Origin of the sequence: Neobacillus niacini, assembly GCF_023715415.1 — a bacterium.
Taxonomy (GTDB): Bacteria; Bacillota; Bacilli; order Bacillales; family Cytobacillaceae; genus Neobacillus; species Neobacillus niacini_C.
In genome coordinates, this window is record NZ_JAMBOB010000013.1 from 31,548 (window position 1) to 53,230 (window position 21,683).

23 protein-coding genes are annotated in these 21,683 nt (G+C 38.0%); 17 read left to right on the forward strand and 6 right to left on the reverse strand.

Going from position 1 to position 21,683, the window contains the following annotated elements:
* The first annotated feature begins 32 nt into the window (after positions 1-32).
* The 3 genes from M3189_RS23175 to M3189_RS23185 all read left to right on the forward strand — a co-directional run bounded on the left by M3189_RS23175 (position 33) and on the right by M3189_RS23185 (position 2,357).
* A complete protein-coding gene (locus M3189_RS23175) occupies positions 33-1,016 on the forward strand; it encodes an aldo/keto reductase (protein WP_251638519.1) in 984 nt (327 codons plus the stop codon).
* Between the two features lie 14 nt (positions 1,017-1,030).
* Entirely contained in the window at positions 1,031-1,627 is a 597-nt protein-coding gene (locus M3189_RS23180) for a polysaccharide deacetylase family protein (protein WP_251638521.1), read from the forward strand.
* Positions 1,628-1,730: 103 nt separating this feature from the next.
* Positions 1,731-2,357, forward strand: coding sequence for a YesL family protein (locus M3189_RS23185; protein ID WP_251638523.1), 627 nt, complete (start codon positions 1,731-1,733; stop codon positions 2,355-2,357).
* Positions 2,358-2,461: 104 nt separating this feature from the next.
* Here the strand turns inward: M3189_RS23185 and M3189_RS23190 are convergent, their stop codons facing one another.
* The 5 genes from M3189_RS23190 to M3189_RS23210 all read right to left on the reverse strand — a co-directional run bounded on the left by M3189_RS23190 (position 2,462) and on the right by M3189_RS23210 (position 8,267).
* A complete protein-coding gene (locus M3189_RS23190; protein ID WP_251638525.1) occupies positions 2,462-3,355 on the reverse strand; it encodes a carbohydrate ABC transporter permease in 894 nt (297 codons plus the stop codon).
* Positions 3,356-3,371: 16 nt separating this feature from the next.
* Positions 3,372-4,250: a carbohydrate ABC transporter permease gene (locus M3189_RS23195; RefSeq protein ID WP_251638527.1), complete on the reverse strand. Its 879-nt coding sequence runs from the start codon at positions 4,248-4,250 to the stop codon at positions 3,372-3,374.
* A 71-nt stretch (positions 4,251-4,321) separates the two neighbouring features.
* Positions 4,322-5,626, reverse strand: coding sequence for an extracellular solute-binding protein (locus M3189_RS23200; protein ID WP_251638529.1), 1,305 nt, complete (start codon positions 5,624-5,626; stop codon positions 4,322-4,324).
* A 111-nt stretch (positions 5,627-5,737) separates the two neighbouring features.
* The gene (locus M3189_RS23205) at positions 5,738-6,523 is read right to left on the reverse strand and encodes a response regulator transcription factor (protein ID WP_251638531.1); all 786 of its coding nucleotides are present in this window, start codon (positions 6,521-6,523) and stop codon (positions 5,738-5,740) included.
* Position 6,524: 1 nt separating this feature from the next.
* Complete coding sequence (locus M3189_RS23210; RefSeq protein ID WP_251638533.1) at positions 6,525-8,267, reverse strand: sensor histidine kinase; 1,743 nt, start codon at positions 8,265-8,267, stop codon at positions 6,525-6,527.
* Between the two features lie 207 nt (positions 8,268-8,474).
* Here M3189_RS23210 and M3189_RS23215 point away from each other — a divergent pair, with 207 nt between their 5' ends.
* From M3189_RS23215 to rsmI, 6 genes are all read left to right on the forward strand, one after another.
* The gene (locus M3189_RS23215) at positions 8,475-8,804 is read left to right on the forward strand and encodes a cyclic-di-AMP receptor (RefSeq protein ID WP_090767872.1); all 330 of its coding nucleotides are present in this window, start codon (positions 8,475-8,477) and stop codon (positions 8,802-8,804) included.
* Positions 8,805-8,834: 30 nt separating this feature from the next.
* On the forward strand, positions 8,835-9,842 hold the full coding sequence (gene holB, locus M3189_RS23220) for a DNA polymerase III subunit delta' (RefSeq protein WP_251638535.1): 1,008 nt from the start codon (positions 8,835-8,837) through the stop codon (positions 9,840-9,842).
* On the forward strand, positions 9,835-10,662 hold the full coding sequence (locus M3189_RS23225; RefSeq protein WP_251638537.1) for a PSP1 domain-containing protein: 828 nt from the start codon (positions 9,835-9,837) through the stop codon (positions 10,660-10,662). The genes holB and M3189_RS23225 overlap by 8 nt, the downstream gene beginning before the upstream one ends.
* A gap of 12 nt (positions 10,663-10,674) precedes the next feature.
* The gene (yabA, locus tag M3189_RS23230; protein ID WP_251638539.1) at positions 10,675-11,046 is read left to right on the forward strand and encodes a DNA replication initiation control protein YabA; all 372 of its coding nucleotides are present in this window, start codon (positions 10,675-10,677) and stop codon (positions 11,044-11,046) included.
* Between the two features lie 61 nt (positions 11,047-11,107).
* Positions 11,108-11,848 carry a tRNA1(Val) (adenine(37)-N6)-methyltransferase gene (locus M3189_RS23235; RefSeq protein WP_251638540.1) on the forward strand — a complete coding sequence of 247 codons (741 nt, stop codon included), beginning with the start codon at positions 11,108-11,110 and terminating at the stop codon, positions 11,846-11,848.
* A gap of 18 nt (positions 11,849-11,866) precedes the next feature.
* The gene (rsmI, locus tag M3189_RS23240) at positions 11,867-12,745 is read left to right on the forward strand and encodes a 16S rRNA (cytidine(1402)-2'-O)-methyltransferase (RefSeq protein WP_251638541.1); all 879 of its coding nucleotides are present in this window, start codon (positions 11,867-11,869) and stop codon (positions 12,743-12,745) included.
* A 46-nt stretch (positions 12,746-12,791) separates the two neighbouring features.
* On the opposite strand, the gene M3189_RS23245 is transcribed toward rsmI, so the two are convergent.
* A complete protein-coding gene (locus M3189_RS23245; RefSeq protein ID WP_045515586.1) occupies positions 12,792-13,076 on the reverse strand; it encodes an AbrB/MazE/SpoVT family DNA-binding domain-containing protein in 285 nt (94 codons plus the stop codon).
* A gap of 472 nt (positions 13,077-13,548) precedes the next feature.
* On the opposite strand from M3189_RS23245, the gene metG reads away from it, so the two are divergent.
* From metG to M3189_RS23285, 8 genes are all read left to right on the forward strand, one after another.
* The gene (gene metG, locus M3189_RS23250; protein ID WP_251638542.1) at positions 13,549-15,516 is read left to right on the forward strand and encodes a methionine--tRNA ligase; all 1,968 of its coding nucleotides are present in this window, start codon (positions 13,549-13,551) and stop codon (positions 15,514-15,516) included.
* A gap of 265 nt (positions 15,517-15,781) precedes the next feature.
* The gene (locus tag M3189_RS23255; protein WP_251638544.1) at positions 15,782-16,549 is read left to right on the forward strand and encodes a TatD family hydrolase; all 768 of its coding nucleotides are present in this window, start codon (positions 15,782-15,784) and stop codon (positions 16,547-16,549) included.
* 237 nt (positions 16,550-16,786) lie between these two features.
* Positions 16,787-17,965, forward strand: a complete 1,179-nt coding sequence (locus tag M3189_RS23260; RefSeq protein ID WP_251638546.1) for a G5 and 3D domain-containing protein — start codon at positions 16,787-16,789, stop codon at positions 17,963-17,965.
* Between the two features lie 196 nt (positions 17,966-18,161).
* Entirely contained in the window at positions 18,162-18,722 is a 561-nt protein-coding gene (gene rnmV / locus M3189_RS23265; RefSeq protein ID WP_251638549.1) for a ribonuclease M5, read from the forward strand.
* Positions 18,715-19,593, forward strand: a complete 879-nt coding sequence (rsmA, locus tag M3189_RS23270; protein ID WP_251638551.1) for a 16S rRNA (adenine(1518)-N(6)/adenine(1519)-N(6))-dimethyltransferase RsmA — start codon at positions 18,715-18,717, stop codon at positions 19,591-19,593. Before rnmV ends, rsmA begins: the two co-directional genes overlap by 8 nt.
* Positions 19,594-19,934: 341 nt before the next feature.
* Positions 19,935-20,819: a sporulation peptidase YabG gene (gene yabG / locus M3189_RS23275; protein ID WP_251638625.1), complete on the forward strand. Its 885-nt coding sequence runs from the start codon at positions 19,935-19,937 to the stop codon at positions 20,817-20,819.
* 282 nt (positions 20,820-21,101) lie between these two features.
* A complete protein-coding gene (gene veg, locus M3189_RS23280; protein WP_045515579.1) occupies positions 21,102-21,365 on the forward strand; it encodes a biofilm formation stimulator Veg in 264 nt (87 codons plus the stop codon).
* 132 nt (positions 21,366-21,497) lie between these two features.
* A complete protein-coding gene (locus tag M3189_RS23285) occupies positions 21,498-21,683 on the forward strand; it encodes a small, acid-soluble spore protein, alpha/beta type (protein ID WP_251638553.1) in 186 nt (61 codons plus the stop codon).

Consider the following 21,683-nt stretch of genomic DNA (forward strand, 5'->3'; position numbering starts at 1 on the left):
AATCTAGAAATGAATAATAAGGAGTTGTCACAATGAATTATCGTGAATTAGGTAATACAGGAATAAAGATCAGTGAAGTTAGCTTCGGAACATGGGCGATAGGAGGTTCATGGGGCAGGACGAGTGATATGGAGGCCCTGAAATCCTTAGAATATGCGATTGACCAAGGTGTGAACTTTTTCGATACAGCAGATGTATACGGGGACGGTCATAGTGAAGAACTATTGGCCAAGGCCACAAAGGGCAGGGAAGATCAGATACATGTGGCAACCAAGTTCTGCCGTCAGGGTGATATTTTTGATCCGCAGAATTATAGCTATGAAAAAGTAAGCTCCTATTGTGAAGACAGCCTCCGCCGTTTAAACAGGGAAGCCATTGATTTGTATCAAATTCATTGCCCTGCAACAGAGATTTTGAAAGATGGCAGTGTCTTTGAAGTACTAGATCGCCTGAAGAAGGAAGGTAAGATCCGTCATTATGGAGTTAGTGTTGAAACCGTAGAAGAGGGACTTATTTGTTTAGAATATCCTAATGTTAAAAGCCTGCAGGTTATTTTTAATATGTTCCGTCAAAAGCCATTAGAAAAGCTGCTGCCTGAGGCTTATCAAAAAGGGGTAGGACTTCTCGTTCGATTACCGCTTGCAAGTGGACTACTGACTGGTAAATTTACTTCTGATCATGTTTTTGAAGCGGATGATCATCGCCGCTTTAATGAAAATGGAGAGGCTTTTAATGTAGGGGAAACCTTTGCTGGTCTTGGTTTCAGAAAGGGAGTTGAATTAGCCTCTGAGTTAAAGTGGATTGCAGAAGGCCGTAAATCAATGGCTAGTGCAGCACTGCGCTGGATTCTAGATCAAAAAGAAATTACATGTATCATTCCTGGATTTAAAAATGTCAAACAAGTCGAGGACAATCTCTCTGCTTTGGATACTATGCCATTCTCAGCAGAAGAAAAGCAAGAGATACAACGTTTCTATCAGGAAAAGGTACAGGACTTTATTAGAGGCCCTTATTAAGGGAGTGTGCACGTATGATTAATGAAATTAATATATCGCAGAGGGTAGTTGCCATTACATTTGATGATGGTCCAAATCCGGTTTACACTCAACAAATTTTAGACATTTTTGCGGAAGCAAAGGGAAAGGCAACTTTCTTTATGATAGGTGAACAAATGAGAAATCATCCTGAGGTTGTCAAACAAGTTGCAGAACAGGGACATGAAATTGGAAATCATACTTTCACCCATCCAAAGCTATCCCAATTAAGCCTAGAAGATTGTCGAGAGGAAATTGACCAAACAGAAAAATTAATAGAGAATATGACTGGGCAGAAACCTGTCGTTTTTCGTCCTCCATACCTAGACTATAACCAGGATACAGTTTCGATAGTGCAGCAGAAGGGATATTCTATGATTGGTGCGCTAAACTTAGAAGCACAGGACTGGGAACAGCCCGGCGTGGAACATATCTTGAAAAAGTCGAGGGCCGTTGTAAAAAATGGAGGTATCTTCATTTTCCATGATGGCTTTGGTGACCGTTCACAAACTATAGAAGCAGTTCGAATGCTTGTTTCTGAATTAACTTCACAAGACTATCAGCTTGTTACCGTCAGTGAACTATTAAAATGATCTGAATAATAGTATATTAGAGGAAGCACATTGAATCATACTGTGCTTCCTTTGGTTTTTTAGATATCTTTTTAAATTATTTTGCTTGTTTGGAGGGACTAGATTGAATGGAACTAAATCAGTAAATCGAATCTATTCAGCGACTGAATGGATTGCCAAATTTGCTTATATAAATTTATTGTGGATTGGATTTTCTCTGGTGGGTCTAATACTTCTTGGTTTTTTTCCTGCAACGATTTCGATGTTCACAGTAATTCGGAAATGGATAATGGGAGAAGGGGACATACCGATTTTTCGAACCTTTTGGACAACCTATAAATCGGAGTTTCTTCGTAGTAATATGCTAGGCTTACTCGTTGCGATTGTAAGCGGGCTTATTGTTTTAGATTTAGTTTTCATGAGGAATTTGGGGAACGGTTTTACGAATGCCATCCAAATCCCTATTTATATGTTTATGTTTGCTGTAGTCATGACTATGTTCTACCTGTTTCCGGTTTACGTTCATTATGAATTAAAACTGGTACAAATCATTAAAAATTCATTCTTAATGATGCTCATAAACCCTCTTGAAAATCTAGTAATGATTGCTGGGATAGCTGCTATGTTCTTTGTGATAAAATTCATCCCAGGCTTAGGCTTCTTCTTCGGTGGCAGCCTCTCTGCAGCAATAATAATGGCATCAGGGTATCTTGCTTTTAATAAAGTAGACAAAAAGAAACAGATGACCTAATTCATAATTATTGTTCAACTAAAAAGACAGATAGAAAGAGTTTCTTGTAAAAGAAGAAACCTTTCTATCTGTCTTCTGTATTTGTGGAAATAATTCCTTACTAATCAGCCTTTTACTGATCCGGCTGCCATACCTTCAACAATCTTATTGCTTAAAAATAAGAAGGTTAGCAGGATTGGTACAATACTGATGACAAGAGTGGCACCAATGGCACCCCAATCCGTTAAATATTGTCCAACGAAGTTGTTGATACCAACAGTTAGTGTTTTCCATTTATCAGAACTAATGAATGTGTTTACAAAGACGAATTCATTCCAGTTATAAATCATGTTAATGATCGCAGTGGTCGATAGTACGGGCACGGTCATTGGCAGAGTAATTTGGAAGAAGATTCGGTGCACCGAGCATCCATCCATAACTGCAGCTTCCTCAATTTCACGTGGGAACGTTCTATAAAAACCAAGCAGGATCATAATCGTTAATGGTAAGTTAAAGGTTGTGTACGACAATACAATCGATACTGGACTATCAATTAAATTGACATTGTTATACATGTTAAACAAAGGAATGATTGTTGAATGCAACGGTATCATGTAAGCGACTAAAAATAATCCAAGCACTAGACCACTTAGTTTCCAATACATCCGTGTTACAGCAAACGTTACGAAACTAGCAAGGATGGTGGTAAGGGCGACTGATAATATCGTAATCCAGACACTGTTGAAAAAGTATACTCCAATATTCCCTGAAGTCCATGCTCTTGTATAGTTCTCCCAATGTGGATTTTGTGGTAGAGAGAAAGGAGACATACCAAATACTTCTTGATTGTTTTTCAGTGAAAAGAAAACCAGCCAAATCAATGGGTAGATCTGAATAATAGCAAATAACCCTAATATTAGATAAAGAAATCCAAATCCGATTTTGTTCAAGTAAGATTTCTTTGTAGTTTCGGGTACGGAATGGTTTGTTGTTACTAGTTGTGTACTAACCTTACTCATCTTGTTTCACTCCCCCTTAAAATTGAACATCATCATTAGATTTCGTTAGTTTCGAAGTTAGCCAAGTCATAACCAGACAGATTACTAATAGTCCAAAACCGATTGCACTACCGTAACCGAAGTTATTTAATTTAAATGCTTCCTTGTACATATATGAGGCCATTACTTCACTTGCTCCGTTAGGTCCTCCACCAGTCATTACATAAATCAGGTCAAAATATTTCAATGATCCAACTACTGCCAGCATAATCGTTACTTTAAATACGCCAGAAATGAGTGGTAATTTAATTCTAAAAGCGATTTGTAATGCGTTAGCTCCATCAATTTTCGCTGCTTCGATTACTTCGTCAGGTACATTTTTTAATGCTGCGTAATAAATAAGAATATAAAATCCTGCATACTGCCAGATAACTGGGATGAAAATAGAATAAAGGGCAATATTTGGATCCGCTAACCATAATGGTGTATTTTCCATGCCAAACATTTCAAGCAATTTGTTGGCCATTCCGTTATTTGGGTCAAAAATCTTCATCCAAAGCTGGGCAATCGCAACAGATGATAAGAGCATTGGAATTAAATAAATCTTACGTAGTAAATCCGAGCCCTTAATTTTGCTGGCTAGAACAAGTGAAATCCCTAAGTATAGCAGTAAACTAGCCGCAGAGAAAATGGCTAATTGAAAAGAATGCCAGGTACTTGTCCAGAAAACCTTATCCTGAACGAGGGTGACATAATTTTCTAACCCAATAAACTTCATCTCTCCAATTCCGTCCCAATCCATGAGACCGTAATAACCTGATAATGTAATAGGTATATAGATAAGGACTAAAATGAGAAGTAAAGCCGGGAGAGTATAAAGGGTGATAACGAATTTATTCGACATAACATTTTTCATGTTGGTTCGTCCCCTACCTTTCTATAGAAAAGAGGACATATTTTTCAACAATATGCCCTCTTGCAAAGAATTTATTTCTCAGAAGCAAGAGCCTCTTCTTGTTTTTTTGTAAACTCTTTAGGTGATGATTGTCCGCCAAATAATGCTTGAATCTGATTTAAGTGCACATCAGCAACGCCAGCAGACATTTGAACATCCGCATAAAGTGTAATATTAGTAGCCTTTCCTAAATCATTCAGAATGTCAATGTACATTTGTGCAAGATCGCTGCCGGTTGTATCAACAGTTGTTGCTGGAATAACACCAGCTTCAACAACGGAACGTTTGCCCCATTCTTCAACTAAGTATGAAACAAATTCCTTCGCTTCATCTTTTACTTTAGATTGTTCAGATACGAATAAAGCAACTCCAGGTCCTCCTACAAAGCTATCAATGTTGCCTTTTCCGCCTTCATAAGTAGGAAACTTGAAGTAACCAACTTTGTCTTTAAATTTCTGGTCAACATCTGGGCTAGTAGTATAGTTTGGTAACTCCCAGGTACCCATAATGTACATGGCAGCTTGCTCATTCATAAAGTAACCTTTTGCCTCATCGTTTGAAAGTCCGTTAAATCCTTTAACAAAGGCATCCATATCAACAAGTTTTGAAATTTCTTCCGCTGCTTTAACTAAAGCTGGATCTTCAAAACTGCCGGTACGATTGATTGCTTTATTTAATGTTTCAGGACCTCCGATGCGGTCTGCAAGGTACATATACCACATAGAGCCAGTCCAGCGATCTTTGTTTCCTAAAGTGATTGGGGTAACCCCTTTATCTGCAAGTGTTTTAACAACTTTTAAAAACTCATCATATGTTTTTGGAACTTCTAAGTCATACTTTTTGAAAATTTCTTTGTTGTAATACACGGGGGCAATGTTTAATTCAAGCGGTAAAGCGTATGGCTTTTCATCAACTGAAAATGCATCAAGTGTACCAGCAACGAATTTATCCTCTTGGGCAATATCATCTAATGGTGTAAACATATTTCCTTCAACGAAAGGTTTCATATATCCAGCAGCCCAAGTAATCCCAATGTCCGGAAGCTCATTTGAAGCAGATAATACCTTGATTTTTTCTTTGTATTGTTCATTTGCTAGTATTTCTGTTTGAATATCGATATCGGGATGTTCTTTTTCATACGTTTTAATAATGTCATCCACAATTGTATACTGAGCTTTTGCACTTCCCTCAGGCCATAAATGCATCATTTTAACAACTGTTTTGTCACTGTTCGATTTGCTTGAATCCTCAGATTTACCTGAAGATGAACAGCCGCCTAAAACCAAACCGCCCATTAATGCCAAAGATAATAGAGTGGTAAACGCTTTCTTTTTCATTAAATTAAAGCCCCCTTTTTGTATTTTGATTACTACCTAACTCTTCTTTAAGTCTACCACCTAAGGAATAATCAAAAAAGGGAACTAAGATTAGGAAAAGTACCACCATTTTTAGAAAACGCTCTCATTGTTCGCTTTCCGATAAGTACTTGGAGTGATACCTTCAATTTCCTTGAAGATTTTTATAAAGTATTTAGAGGTTTTATAGCCGACTTCATCAGCAATTTCATTTATCGGCAGACTGGTTGAAATCACTAATTCCTTTGCCCGCTGAATTCTTCTTCTTGTTACATATTCACTAAAGTTTAGATTCGCTTGCTCCTTGAACAACACGCTTAAATAACTTGGATTCAAATGAACATGAGAAGCTACGTCCTTTAGGGTCAATTCATCCTTTAGATGCTGATCAATATAGGCTATGGCTTTACGAATGGAATCCTTCGTTGAGTCCATTTTGTTGTTGGTATCGACTATTTTTTCATCCACCACTTTTTCAATCAGTCCTGTTCGTACTTGCTTCTCCATAACCTTAACAGCTTCTTCTACTGCTTCAATTAGCTTTGTTTTCCCAATCGGCTTTAAAAGATAATTCACTACACCGAGTCTTAACGCTTCCTGAGCATATTTAAACTCAGAGTAAGCAGAGATAACAATCACTACGGGAGAGAATCCTTTTTCTTTCATGTTTTTTAGCAGCTGCAATCCTGACATTTCAGGCATGCGGATATCAGAAAGCAAAATATGAATCTTCATACTTTCTGCAATCCTCATAACTTCCTCACCACTCTGGGCGGTGAGGATAGTAAATTCCCCATTATTCCAATTTTCCAACGTTCTCTGTAAGCCTTGTCTAGTTTTTGGCTCATCATCAACAATTAGGATGTTTTTGGTAACCATTTTATTCCCCTCCATCAATCGGTATTTCAAACGAAATCCTTGTTCCGATGTTTACTTCACTCTCAATTAAAATGTCTGAATGTGAAATTTCTTGGTAATATAATTTTAGGCGCTTGTAGACATTGGAAATGGCCATTCCTTTTCCATTTACTGAGGAAGTACCACCCGTTTTCATTGATTGAATAATCCACTCCAGACGGTCCTTGTCCATACCGGGACCATTATCTTGAATAGAGATGCAAATATATTCTTTGTCTTCCCGCTTAACCGGTATAACATTTATGGAAACCAAACAATCTCCGACCTTGTTCCCTGCTCCGTGTAAGATGGCGTTTTCTACCAAAGGTTGAATAATCAATTTGGGTATTCTTACAAGCTCATACTCTAAGGGAAGTAGTACCTGCCATTGTAATCTATCACCAAAACGCATTTTCATAATTTCCATATAGTCGCCTATATGCTTGATTTCATCTTTTAAAAATACCCAGTCATCATCGGTTTCTTTTGTAATGGTATAACGAAATAAATTGGACATAGACAGGACAAGCTCAGATAATTCTTCTTCATCTTTTTCTTCAAGTGACCAATGAAGGGCATCCAATGTATTGAAGAGAAAATGCGGATTAATTTGTGCTTGAAGGGCTTTTAATTCACTACGGCTCCGTAAAAGCTCCTTTTGATACACCATCTGAATTAAGTGATTGGTTTCTTTTACAAGCTGATTATATGTACTGTTTAATTCGTTAATTTCATTTACAGAAGAAACACTTGGATTCAGTGTTAATGAACCTTCTCCTGCATGCTGCATGGTCTTTGTTAATTTTATAATGGGTCTTGTAATGATTGTTGAAAGGAAAAAGGAGCTTATTGTAAAAATAAATACGCCAACTATCCCAGATAAAATAATTCCTGTCCGAATCCTTGACATTCCTTCTGTAAGTTCACTTACAGGGGTTAAAATAAGCACGGTCCACCCTGTGAGATTGGATGTATGCCTTGTTACCATATAATCTTGTTGATTTAGTTGAACGATATTATCATCACTTTCAGTAATGCTGGTGGTGTCTCCACGATAATTTTGGATGATTGGCTTTTGGTCTTGGTCTAAAAGAATGGAGTACTGTTCGTTTTCGTATGTTTCATTTGCAAATGTAAAATGATTACGATTTATACTAATTAAAAGATAACCGCCATTCTTATATTGTTTTTCTATTAAATTCACACTGCGAATGGCAAGAAAATAGTTTTTATCCATTGGATCCTCACCAATCCAAACGAGTTTTCCCTTAGCAGTATTTGCCTCATTAATCCACTTTCTATCAATTTTATTCAATAATGAGTCTTCATCAAGGGGGAGAATGCGCTGCTGTTTGCCTGCAAAGAGCTGAACGGAAAAGATTCCATCTGTATTTCCTATAATTCTGTTAACCTTCGCCATTAAAAGTTGACGGTCACTAAAGGTTACTTCTTCTCTCTGATCGACATCCGTTAAAATCTGTTGAACCTGTTCATCCGTTATCACAAGCTTTGAGGACATGTTTATTTGCTCATAAAGCGATTCAATTCGACCGTTTGCTTCAATGGCTACTTGTTGGATTTGCTTTTCTGCATTATTTTTCAATAATGAGGAAACATGTCTCAAGGTAAGAAGACTGACAATCAAGAGAACAATAATCATAACTAGTAGGAAAATAAACAAAATTTGGTTTCGTAAGGTATTCCATTTTTTTAGTTGATTCAGCATTGATTGTTCGCCTTTCTAGGGAAAAATAATATCTTATTATATAATATTACCTTGTTTTTTGAAATCATTGTCAATTAGAGTTATCTGAAAATCTATTTTCAGACAACTTTCACAACAGTAAGCTGTCGAATATGAATGTGTCAAGGACAAATACCTGTTATAATGTAGGAAAGATAAATGAAAATGTTTTTGGAGGGGTTGGTAGAGATGAAACTTATCATTGCTGTTGTACAAGATCAGGATAGCAACAGATTATCAAAAGCACTGGTTGATCATAATTTTAGAGCAACGAAGCTGGCAACTACAGGCGGCTTTTTGAAATCTGGCAATACCACCTTTATGATTGGGACAGAGGATATTCGTGTGGATCGTGCCTTGCAAATCATTAAAGATAACTGTAAATCACGCGACCAATTAGTGGCACCTGTTTCACCTATGGGTGGAAATGCAGACTCTTTTGTTCCATATCCTGTTGAAGTTGAGGTTGGCGGTGCTACGGTTTTCGTTCTGCCAATTGAACAATATATGCATTTTTAAAACATTACTATTTGTAAGAGAGTGATAAACTTGGTAAAAACATGGGATCAATTAGAAGAGCTGCAGCCTGCCGTGCTAAAAATGCTAAAGAACAGTTTGTTGAAGAATCGTGTGGCCCATGCCTATTTACTTGAGGGAATCAGAGGGACTGGGAAAAAAGAAATCGCTTTATTGATCACAAAAGCTTTATTTTGCGATTCCGTACTAGAAGGCTATAAACCTTGTGAGATATGTCATAATTGCCGGCGAATTAACAGCGGTAATCATCCTGATGTTCATAAGTTGGAGCCTGATGGATTATCGATAAAAAAGCAGCAAATCCAAGCCCTCCAAGAGGAGTTCTCCAAAAAAGGGGTAGAATCGTCTAGAAAAGTTTATATGATTAGCGATGCTGACAAAATGAGTGTAAGTGCAGCCAATAGTTTGCTTAAGTTTCTAGAAGAGCCAAATTCACAAACCACTGCCTTTTTATTAACAGAGCAGCTTCAGCAGTTGCTGCCGACCATTCTTTCACGGTGCCAAATATTATCATTTAAACCATTATCTCCACAATCTATGATTAATCAATTAACTGAAAATGGCGTAAATCCAATAAAGGCACCGTTATTAGCTCAGTTGACGAATAGTCTTGATGAAGCATATGAATTAAATGTCGATGATTGGTTTGCACAAGCTCAAAAAATAGTGTTAAAATTATATGAGGTGTTGAAAAAAAATCCCTTAGAAGCAATGGTAACACTTCAAGGAGATTGGTTCTCACACTTTAAAGAGAAAGAACAGATTAATCGTGGTTTAGATCTTTTACTTCTTATTTTTAAGGATTTATTATATATACAATTAGATAAACAGGAGCAAATCGTCTTTAAAGCTGAAAGTGAAGTGTTAAGGCAGTATGCTCTTGAAACATCCGGACGGCGGTTATCGGATCAAATGTCGGCTATTCTCGAGGCAAAAAGGAAGCTGCAGGCCAATATGAACCCACAGCTAATGATGGAAGAGCTTGTGTTAAATTTGCAGGAGGGATCTTCATTTGTATGATGTTGTAGGAGTACGCTTTAAAAAGGCGGGGAAAATCTATTATTTTGATCCAGGAGATCTCTCAATTCAAAAGGATGATTTCGTGATAGTCGAAACGGTTCGCGGGGTTGAATACGGTAAGGCTGTTGTTCCGCGTAAACAGGTTGAGGAGCACGATGTTGTTCTGCCTTTAAAAAAGGTAGTAAGAATTGCAGATCATAAGGATCGAATGATTGTAGAAGAAAATAAACAAGCTGCCCAGGAAGCATATGATGTTTGTAATGAAAAAGTAAATGGGCATCAACTAGATATGAAATTAGTCGATGTTGAATATACATTTGACCGAAATAAAGTGATTTTCTATTTTACAGCTGACGGTAGAGTTGATTTCCGTGAGTTAGTAAAAGATTTAGCAGCTATTTTTCGGACAAGAATTGAACTGCGCCAAATCGGTGTTAGGGACGAAGCGAAAATGCTCGGAGGAATTGGCCCATGTGGAAGAATGCTATGCTGTTCCACATTTTTAGGTGACTTTGACCCTGTATCCATTAAAATGGCAAAGGATCAAAATCTTTCATTGAACCCTACTAAAATATCCGGATTATGCGGCAGGCTTATGTGTTGTTTGAAATATGAAAATGATGAATATGAAGCAGCAAAAGCACAGCTGCCTGATATAGGGGAAATGATTGAAACTCCTCAAGGTCGAGGAAAAGTAGTAGGATTAAATATATTAGAGCGGCTACTTCAGGTGGAACTAAAGGAACAGGATCGAGTTCTGGAGTATACATTGGATGAAATCAATAAAGAAGGTGCCTTTTCTATACAATCCACAGATTAAGAGGTGTGCGACGTGGATAAAAAAGAGATATTTGAATCAGTTAGTAATATGGAAACACAAATTGGCCATCTTTACCAACAACTCGGGGAATTAAAGCAGCATTTAGCCGAAATACTAGAAGAGAATCATTATTTAAAGCTTGAAAATGAACATCTAAGACGCCGTTTAGATGTAACAGCGGAAAAAGACAAGAAGGATGAGAAGGTTAAAAAGGGGACAACCTCCACCTTGTCTGCTGGAGATCGAACGCTGGACATTGGTGAAGGCTATGACAACCTTGCTCGTCTGTACCAAGAAGGATTTCACATTTGTAATCTACATTTTGGGAGCTTACGCAAGGAAGGCGATTGCTTATTTTGTCTCTCCTTTCTTAATAAGAAATAACTTACTAGAGGTTGACCCAGGTCAGCCTCATTTTTTTACAATAATTTTGAGGTGGATAGAAGTGGTTAATTTAAAAGATGATGAGCGGCTGGATTATTTACTAGCAGAAAATTTAAGGATCATTCAAAGTCCATCTGTTTTTGCTTTCTCACTTGATGCTGTCTTATTAGCTCGATTTGTCTATGTTCCCATTCAAAAGGGAAACATCATTGATTTATGCAGTGGAAATGGAGTTATACCATTGTTTTTAAGTGCTCGAACGAAAGGGAAGATTACCGGTGTAGAGATACAAGAGCGCTTATATGATATGGCCATAAGGAGTATTGAATATAATAATCTTGGGGACCGCCTTCAGATGATTCACGGTGATATAAAAGAGATCCCTAAACAGCTAGGACATGGGAAATTTGATGTGGTTACCTGTAACCCTCCCTATTTTCCAACTCCCTCCAAAGAAGAAATGAATCCGAATGAGCACCTTGCCATTGCCCGCCATGAGATACTATGTACACTAGAGGATGCTGTAAAGGCTTCAAGTCAATTGGTCAGGCAGGGGGGAAAGGTGGCGTTTGTTCATCGTCCAGGACGTTTAATGGATATCATTTCGGCCTTGCGCCAGTATCGCCTTGAACCAAAGCGTATTCAGTTTGTGTACCCAAAGCAGGGGAAGGAGGCCAACACTCTGTTAATTGAAGCAATAAAAGATGGCAGTCCTGATTTAAAAATACTTCCTCCCTTATTTGTTTATAATGAAGAGGGGGAATACACGGTGGAAGTCAGAAAGATTTTATATGGAGAATAAAAGAAACGGGTGGTCAAAGTGTGGCAGCAAAAAAGTTTTGAGAACGAGGCGCAAAAAGGAATCCTTTATCTTGTTCCGACTCCAATTGGCAATCTTGAAGATATGAGTTTTCGTGCTGTAAGAATTTTAAAGGAAGCAGATTTAATAGCTGCAGAGGATACAAGAAATACAAAAAAGCTATGCAATTACTTTGAGATTCAAACACCAGTTGTCAGCTATCATGAACATAATAAAGAATCAAGCGGAGAGAAGCTCATTCACAAGATTAAGGAAGGCCTGAAGATTGCTTTAGTAAGTGATGCGGGTATGCCGGCTATTTCAGACCCAGGATATGAACTTGTAGAGGCAGCAATAAGTGAGAAGGTAACTGTAGTGCCTTTACCAGGAGCTAACGCAGCACTCCCAGCATTAATTGCCTCAGGGCTTACATGTCAGCCCTTCTATTTTTATGGTTTCTTAAGCCGAAGTAAAAAAGAAAAGAAAGCCGAGTTAGAGACCTTAAAGAAACAGACAGGAACTCTTGTATTTTATGAGTCGCCGCATCGACTTAAAGAAACCTTAACGAGTATGCACGATGTCCTTGGTAATCGTAAAGTAGCTATTTGCCGGGAGTTAACCAAAAAGTTTGAGGAATTTATTAGAGGAACCTTAGAGGAGATAATAGGGTGGGCAAATCAGGATGAGATTCGTGGTGAATTTTGTTTAATTGTTGAAGGTGCAGATGAAAGTAAATTAAAGCAAGAAGAAATAACATGGTGGGAAACCTTGTCGATAGAAGAACATGTTAATCACTACATAAGTCTTAAGGAAGTTCCCTCAAAAGATGCTATTAAACAAACGGCAATGGACCGGGGGATAAGCAAGCGTGAGGTGTACCAGGCCTATCATATTAACTAGTACCCAAAAAAAAGCTTCTCCCTTTTAAGGAGAAGCTTACTGTATATTATTTTACTAATTCAAATTGGCTTTTGATTTCATTTACTAACTGCTCTGCGCCCTCACGGCTTAGGATGAGTTTTCCGCCAGCAAGTGCTAGGTTGTCATCAGAAACTTCACCTGTTACTTGGCAAGTCATATTTGGCTTGTATTTCTTTAAAATAATGCGCTCATCATCAACATAAATTTCCAGTGCATCTTTTTCAGCAATACCAAGTGTTCTTCTTAATTCGATTGGAATAACTACACGACCCAATTCATCAACTTTACGGACAATACCTGTAGATTTCATATTTACTAGCTCCTCTCATAATAAACCTATTAATTTATTTCTCTATCTATTCGTCATTATTCGACATTATTTTTATAAATTAATAATACCAGCCATTCCCATTTCCGTCAATTACTTTATAATAAAAAGTAATGGCAAATATTATCAGTTTACAAGAATGTTGATATATCAATAAATAATGAATGACCATTCAATTGAAATAGAATTTTAATACTATTGTTAGATTAATATTGTTTTTTAAAATAAAATTTTAATTTCGACAAAAAACTACAATATTATCTATTCCGTTAGTATAATTTTCGACAGGGATATATAGTTTTATGGGGGGAGCAGAGAAAAATATAAAATAAATCTTTGCTTATATTTGCGTTTATTGCACATTTATTGATTTTTGGGTATATTTTGATGATATAAGAGAGTGAAAAAGGGCTATAATGATTTAATAGAAAAGTCCCTATTAGGAGGATATCAAATGCAAGGAAAATTAAAAACGTTTTATCTTACTACTCCGATTTATTATCCAAGTGGAAATTTACATATTGGCCATGCGTATACAACAGTAGCTGGAGACGCAATGGCACGCTATAAAAGGATGCGCGGCTTTGATGTTATGTATTTAACAGGAACCGATGAGCACGGACAAAAAATCCAGCGCGTCGCTGCGGAAAAGGGGATTTCCCCGCAGCAGTATGTTGATGAAATTGTGGATGGGATTAAGGATTTATGGAAAAAGCTCGATATCTCCTATGATGATTTTATTCGAACTACGGATGAGAGACATAAACAAATTGTCGAAGGGATTTTCGCTAGACTGCTGGAACAGGGAGATATTTACCTGGACAAGTATGAAGGATGGTATTGTACACCGTGTGAATCCTTTTATACGGACCGCCAGTTAGTGGAAGGAAATTGTCCTGATTGCGGCAGGGGAGTAGAAATTGTTAAAGAGGAATCTTACTTTTTCAAAATGAGTAAGTATGTTGATCGATTATTGCAATACTATGAAGAAAATCCAGAGTTTATCCAGCCGGAATCACGTAAAAACGAGATGATAAATAATTTTATTAAGCCTGGTTTAGAGGATTTAGCCGTTTCTAGAACGACCTTTGATTGGGGAGTTAAGGTGCCGGGAGATCCCAAACACGTTATTTATGTATGGATTGATGCTTTATCGAACTATATCACAGCTCTCGGTTATGGTACAGATAACGATAGTAAATACTTGAATTATTGGCCAGCTGATGTTCATCTTGTTGGAAAAGAAATTGTTCGTTTTCATACGATTTATTGGCCTATCATGTTGATGGCGCTTGACCTGCCACTTCCTAAAAAGGTGTTTGCACATGGCTGGTTATTAATGAAAGACGGTAAGATGTCTAAATCAAAAGGAAATGTAGTAGATCCTGTCACATTGATTGACCGCTATGGTCTCGATGCCCTTCGCTATTATTTGTTAAGAGAAGTACCATTTGGGGCTGATGGTGTTTTTACACCAGAGGGATTTGTAGAAAGAATTAATTTTGATTTAGCGAATGACCTTGGCAACCTATTAAACCGAACAGTGGCGATGATTGAGAAATATTTTGATGGTGTCATTCCTGCTTATACAGATTCAACAGGTGAATTTGATGAAGCACTGCTTCAAGTTAATCGTGAAACCGTTATTAAATATGAGGAAGCCATGGAGAAAATGGAATTTTCAGTTGCGCTAACATCCATTTGGCAATTAGTAAGCAGAAGTAATAAATATATAGATGAAACACAGCCGTGGACATTAGCAAAGTCAGAAGAACGTAAAGATGAACTTGCAAGTGTAATGGTTCATTTAGCTGAAACCTTAAGGAGAACAGCGATTCTTCTCCAGCCTTTCTTAACGGTGACACCTAATGGAATTTTCCAACAGCTTGGTGTTACCGATGTGGAACTTAAAGCTTGGGAAAGCCTAGATACCTTTGGTGGAATTCCAAGTGGAACAAAGGTTTCGAAAGGAAATCCGTTGTTCCCACGCCTTGAAATTGCAGAAGAAGTTGAATTTATCCGTACTAAAATGGGAGGTTCAGCTCCAATGCTTGAGGAAAAACAAGTTGAAAAACAAGAAGAAAAGCCTGAGGAAATCGATGAAATTTCGATCGATGACTTTATGAAAATTGATTTGAGAGTAGCAGAGGTTATACAGGCCGAACCCATTAAAAAGGCAGATAAGCTTCTAAAGCTTCAGTTGGATTTAGGCTATGAAAAACGTCAAGTAGTCTCTGGTATTGCCCAATATTATAAGCCTGAGGATTTAGTTGGAAGAAAAGTAATTTGTATTACAAATCTAAAGCCGGTGAAACTACGTGGTGAATTATCACAAGGGATGATATTGGCAGGTTCAAAAGATGGATCCCTATCATTAGCCACAGTTGATCAATCATTGCCTAATGGTTCTAAAGTAAAGTAGATAAACATTCAGAAAAGAGCCTTTATAGGCTCTTTTAATTTGAGAGATGTCTAGCTACAGCGCCTAGGGGCTCGGGGTCATAAGCCAATCCGTCAAGAAGGTTAAAGAGCAACCTTCTCGCCGGCTCGTCTTATGCCGGTCGCCCCTGTTCAAGGCGCTTCCGCTTTTAAATTGTTCCACGTGAAACAAATTTCGTGGCATTTCCATTTTTTCTTTATATGTTCGACAAGAAATAGTGATGAAATTCAACAAAGGAGTTTGACTTATGCTATTTGATACACATGTTCATTTAAATGCAGAACAATTTGAGGAAGACTTAGAAGAAGTAATTTCTAGGGCACAAGAGTCCGGAGTTTCGAAAATGGTTTGTGTGGGTTTTGACAGACCAACGATCAAAAGGGCAATGGAGCTTGCTGAAAGTTACGACTTTATCTATGCCTGTGTGGGCTGGCACCCTGTGGATGCGATTGATATGAGTGATGATGATTTACTCTGGATAGAAGAGTTAGCCTCTCACTCAAAGGTAGTGGCGATAGGGGAAATGGGGTTGGATTACCATTGGGACAAGTCTCCAAAAGACATCCAAAAAGAAGTGTTTCGGAAGCAAATCCGCTTGGCTAAAAAAGTGAAGCTTCCGATTGTGATTCATAATCGGGAGGCAACAGCTGATATTGTAGAAATACTACAAGAGGAGGATGCTGCTGAAGTTGGAGGAATCATGCATTGCTTTAGCGGAAGTCCTGAGGTTGCTTTAGAATGTCTAAAAATGAATTTTCTTATCTCTTTAGGAGGTCCGATTACGTTCAAAAATGCCAAAAAACCCAAAGAAGTGGCAGCTGTCGTTCCGTTAGAAAAACTGCTGATTGAAACAGATTGCCCATATTTAGCTCCGCATCCTTATCGTGGAAAACGTAATGAACCAGGATATGTAAAGTTAGTTGCAGAGCAAATAGCAGAAATTAAAGGTATATCACTTGAAGAAGTGGCCATCGCCACGACTGCCAATGCGAAAAAATTATTCGACATAAACTGATAGACAAGCTTGTCGAAGTTAATAGAAGCTTGTCCAAACTTTTTAATATAACTTAAAGTTCTACATGCCTCCTTTTCCTCATAGGATAACCGTGTCGATAAGTTTCCCTTTGCAAATTTCCCAACTATATGCATAATAGGAAATACGTTCACAACAAATGCAAGGGTTGACAGCCGGCAGCATGTTTCTCAATAATCTCTCTGAGAGAAGGAGGCGTTTTTCATCGTATTCAAAAACATGAAAAACCTGTTTTCCAAGTCTTTGAGTAGAAAAAGGTTGGCGATCACTTTTGCTAGTTTTGTAGTTTTAGCAGCACTTCTTGGTTTTTCATACTATGAAGGATCTAAGTATACAGTTGCATTGACTCTTAACGGACAGCAAAAAGTAGTAAAAACGCATGCCAATACAGTTAAGGATGTATTCGCTCAACTTGAAATACCACTCAACTCAAAAGACTACTTGTCACCTTCAGCTGATGCTAAGGTGAAAGACAATCAAGAGATTGTCTGGAAACAAGCAAAGCAGGTTAAAATTGTCCAAGACAACGAGAAAAAAACGATATGGACAACAGCAGGTACGGTCGCTGAGCTACTAAAAGAGCAGAAAATTGTATTGAACGAACAAGATGAAATTTCACCCAAGCCGCAGGAAACAATCAATAGCAAGATGGATATTCGCATTAAATTAGCTCTTCATCTTACACTAGTTGACGGCGGAAAAGAACAGCAAGTATGGTCCACTTCGGCTACGGTCGCTGACTTTTTAACACAACAGGGAATTAAACTTAATGAATTTGACCGAGTTGAACCGTCATTATCAGAGACAGTGAAAAGGGATGGCGTTATTAACGTCATACGCGTAGAAAAAGTCACCGATGTAGTGGAAGAACCAGTTCACTTTGCCGTGATCACCAAGAAAGATGAGAGCTTAGAAAAAGGAAAACAAGTAACTGTTAAAGATGGCAGACAGGGGCTTATTTCAAGAGAATATGAAGTCATCTTGGAAAACGGTAAAGAAGTTTCAAGAAAATTAATTAGTGAGCAGAGTCTTAGAGAGAAACTCGATAAAGTTGTGGCTGTTGGAACGAAGGAATTAGATATTCAGGTTTCCCGTGGAGCAGAAACTGGAACTGAGTTTTATGTTAATACTACTGCCTATACAGCTTATTGCAATGGCTGTTCAGGGGTAACAGCAACAGGATTTGATTTGCGTAATAATCCAAATGCAAAAATAATTGCTGTGGATCCTCGTGTGATTCCGCTGGGAACAAAGGTTTATGTAGAAGGTTATGGCTATGCTGTAGCATCTGATACAGGTGGAGCGATAAAGGGACATAAGATTGATGTTTTCTTTCCAACGAAAGCGGAGGCTTTCCGCTGGGGTGTTAGGAAGGTAAAAATCAAAATATTACAATAAGTTTAACGGTGCAGAGGTTATCATAGCCTCTGCATTTTGCTTTTTCTCTAATATTCATTATACTTACAACGAATACATTAAGGTATTTACTTCATAATATGAAGACATTTGTTAATATAGACGATGGACATTACAAAAATGTTTCAATTATTTTTCGATTTTTTATATTTTTTATCATTCACGTACGGAGGAAATAATGAAGATTAAAGAATTCATTGTGGTGGAGGGGAAAGACGATACCACCACGATTAAACGAGCCGTTGATGCAGATACGATTGAAACCAATGGTTCTGCAATTAATGAAGAAACCATTGAAAGAATTAAAAGAGCACAAGAAACTAGAGGGGTGATTATTTTTACAGACCCCGACTACCCAGGTGAGAAAATCAGGAAAACGATTGCTGAAAAAGTACCAGGTGCAAAACATGCCTTTTTACCGAAGGAAGTCGCCATCGCTAAAAATGGAAAAGGCCTGGGTGTTGAACATGCCTCTTTAGAGGCAATTAGAAATGCATTAAGAGATGCACAAATCATGTCAGATACCATCAAAGAGGAAATCACACAAGAGGATTTAATTACAGCAGGACTCATTGGAGGAGCAGGTTCGAAAGAGAGAAGGACCATGTTGGGAAAAATTTTGAAAATCGGATATACCAATGGAAAGCAGCTTTATAAAAGGTTGATGATGTTTCAAATCAGCAGGCAGGAATTTGCAGAGGCACTTGCAGTTGTGATACAGGAGGAAAAAAATGAATAAGGACATTGCTACACCGATTCGAACACGAGCCATTCTTGAGAAATATGGATTTTCTTTTAAGAAAAGTTTGGGCCAAAACTTTTTAATTGATACAAATATCTTACATAGAATTGTTGATTTTGCAGAAATGGGTGAAAACACTGGTGCGATTGAAATTGGTCCTGGTATTGGTGCGCTGACAGAACAGCTTGCCCGCAGAAGTAAAAAAGTGGTTGCCTTTGAAATTGATCAAAGATTACTGCCGATATTATCAGATACTCTTTCACCATATGAAAATGTAAAAGTCATCCATAAAGATATTCTAGAAGCAGATGTTCAGGAAGTCATAGATACAGAATTCACGAATGTTGATGATCTTATGGTTGTTGCCAATCTCCCGTACTACGTGACGACACCGATTATCATGAAGCTGCTTGAGGAACAGATTCCAATACGTGGTATCGTTTGTATGCTTCAAAAAGAGGTCGCAGACCGCATTTCAGCTAGTCCAGGGACAAAGGAATACGGATCTCTTTCCATCGCTGTACAGTACTATACAAAGGCCGAGACAGTCATGATAGTCCCTAAAACAGTATTCGTCCCTCAGCCAAATGTAGATTCAGCTGTAATCCGCTTAACAAGAAGAGAAAAGCCAGCGGTAATCGTAAAAGATGAAAAATTCTTTTTCCAAGTAACACGGGCAAGTTTTGCGCAAAGAAGAAAAACAATACTAAATAATTTAACCAGTCAGCTTCAGGATGGGAAGGAAAAGAAGGAAGAAATTATTCGTGCATTAAATGCAGCTGGAATTGAGCCGACGAGAAGAGGGGAAACTCTTTCCGTTGAGGAATTTGGAAAATTGAGTGATGAGCTATATACCTACTTTCAATAGACCTTTCTAGGTCTATTTTTTTTTTTTTTAACTTGGCTGTGTTAAAGGGGACTGTTGATTTTTAGAAACTGTTGATTGGAGCGGAAGGGCGCTTGACTCCTGCGGGATGAACGAGCTGAGTGAGACCCCGCAGGAGCGAAGCTGCGAGGAGGCTCACGGGCGAGCCCGCGGAAAGCATAGCGCCCTGGAGCGCAAATCAACAGCCTAGTCTAACACAGCCAAAACTAAAATTCATATTATTAACAACTCGTCCATTCACATTCACTTTTGTAGTTGCATAGCCTATCAAAGAGAAACTTTATTTGGAAGGCCTATATGCTGGTCTAATTGGAGTGACGGCAGTGGATATAAAGATGATGGATATTGTCGGCAGACGGTCCTATAACTGTGATATTCTATTCCGGGTTATTGATATTCAAATACTAAATGGCCAGAGATTTGCAGTCCTATACGGTGAAGATATTCGCTTAGTGGCAGATGCTCCTTACGAAGATTTAGTGGTGATTAACAAAAATGTAAGGTCTAAGATAATACAGGAATACAAAGCCCTAGAAGAGCAATCCTTCCGCCTATTTGCACAGGATGTTGAGTTAATCAAGCAGAGGCAGGATTATGAAGCGACAGGCGGCTATGTACAGCCTGCCAATTATTTTCAAATTCCCGGAAAGGTTCTTCACTTAGATGGGGACCAGGATTACTTACAAAAATGTATGACTTTATATGAGAAAATTGGTATTCCTGTATACGGGATACATTGTAACGAGAAGGAGATGCCCAAAAAAATTGGTGGCTTAATTGATCAATTTCGTCCTGATATTTTAGTCATTACCGGCCATGATGCCTATTCAAAGGCAAAGGGAAAGATATCAGACATTAATGCATACCGCCACTCAAAGCACTTTGTCCAAACCGTTAAGGAGGCACGAAGAAAGATTCCTCATTTAGATCAACTTGTAATCTTTGCAGGTGCCTGCCAATCTCATTTTGAATCCTTGATACATGCAGGTGCAAATTTTGCAAGCTCCCCATCACGAATTAATATACATGCATTAGACCCTGTATATATAGTTGCAAAAATCAGTTTTACGCCGTTTATGGAGAGTATCAATGTTTGGGATGTTTTACGGAATACCCTAACCGGAGAAAAGGGACTCGGAGGAATTGAAACAAAAGGGGTCTTACGAACAGGAATGCCCTACAATCCTGTCCAGGAAGAAGAATCATAAGTCCTTTTGGAAAAGTGGTAGGCGCCTATCTATGGTCCTTAGCCAATGGCGCCTGGAGCTGGCCAGTTTTTCTAGAGACAACCAGCTCAAACTTTTCTGGACTTATTTTTTTTATACACATAATCCTCCCTTATTAAGGTAAACATAATGATTGTTGAAATTTGGGAGAAAAAGTAGAAGAAAAAATATTGACAATCTTTTTGTCGGACTGATATAATTTTATGTTTTTATTTGACAAGGACTATGTCAGTGTGATATACTTTACACAGTGAGGTGGACCGAATGCCAAAAACCTTAGCCGATATTAAAAAGGCTCTTGATTCGAATTTAGGGAAAAGATTGTTGCTGAAGGCAAACGGAGGACGTAGAAAGACAATCGAACGATCCGGCGTATTGGCCGAAACGTACCCTTCGGTTTTTGTAATCGAGTTAGATCAAGAAGAAAATGCATTTGAACGAGTTTCTTACAGCTACGCTGATGTACTTACCGAAACAGTTCAAATCACCTTCTATGAAGACGCAGCAGGAAACATAGCTTTAAGTTAGAATATAGGGCAATTTTTTAGGCAGAAAATCATCCGATTTTCTGCCTTTTGCTTTTTATCGAATATAAATTAATGAAATACTTTCTAAATACCATACTAATAATGCCGTGAGTGGATAAAAGGGGTTGTTTAGATGGCAAGAAGAAGAGGTGTTATGTCTACACAATTTAAAGAAGAACTTGCGAAAGAACTTGGATTCTATGATGTCGTCCAAAAAGAGGGTTGGGGCGGCATTCGAGCAAAGGATGCAGGAAATATGGTGAAAAGAGCAGTCGAACTTGCTTCTGAGCAGCTAATGAAAAACAACAGGGATACGTAA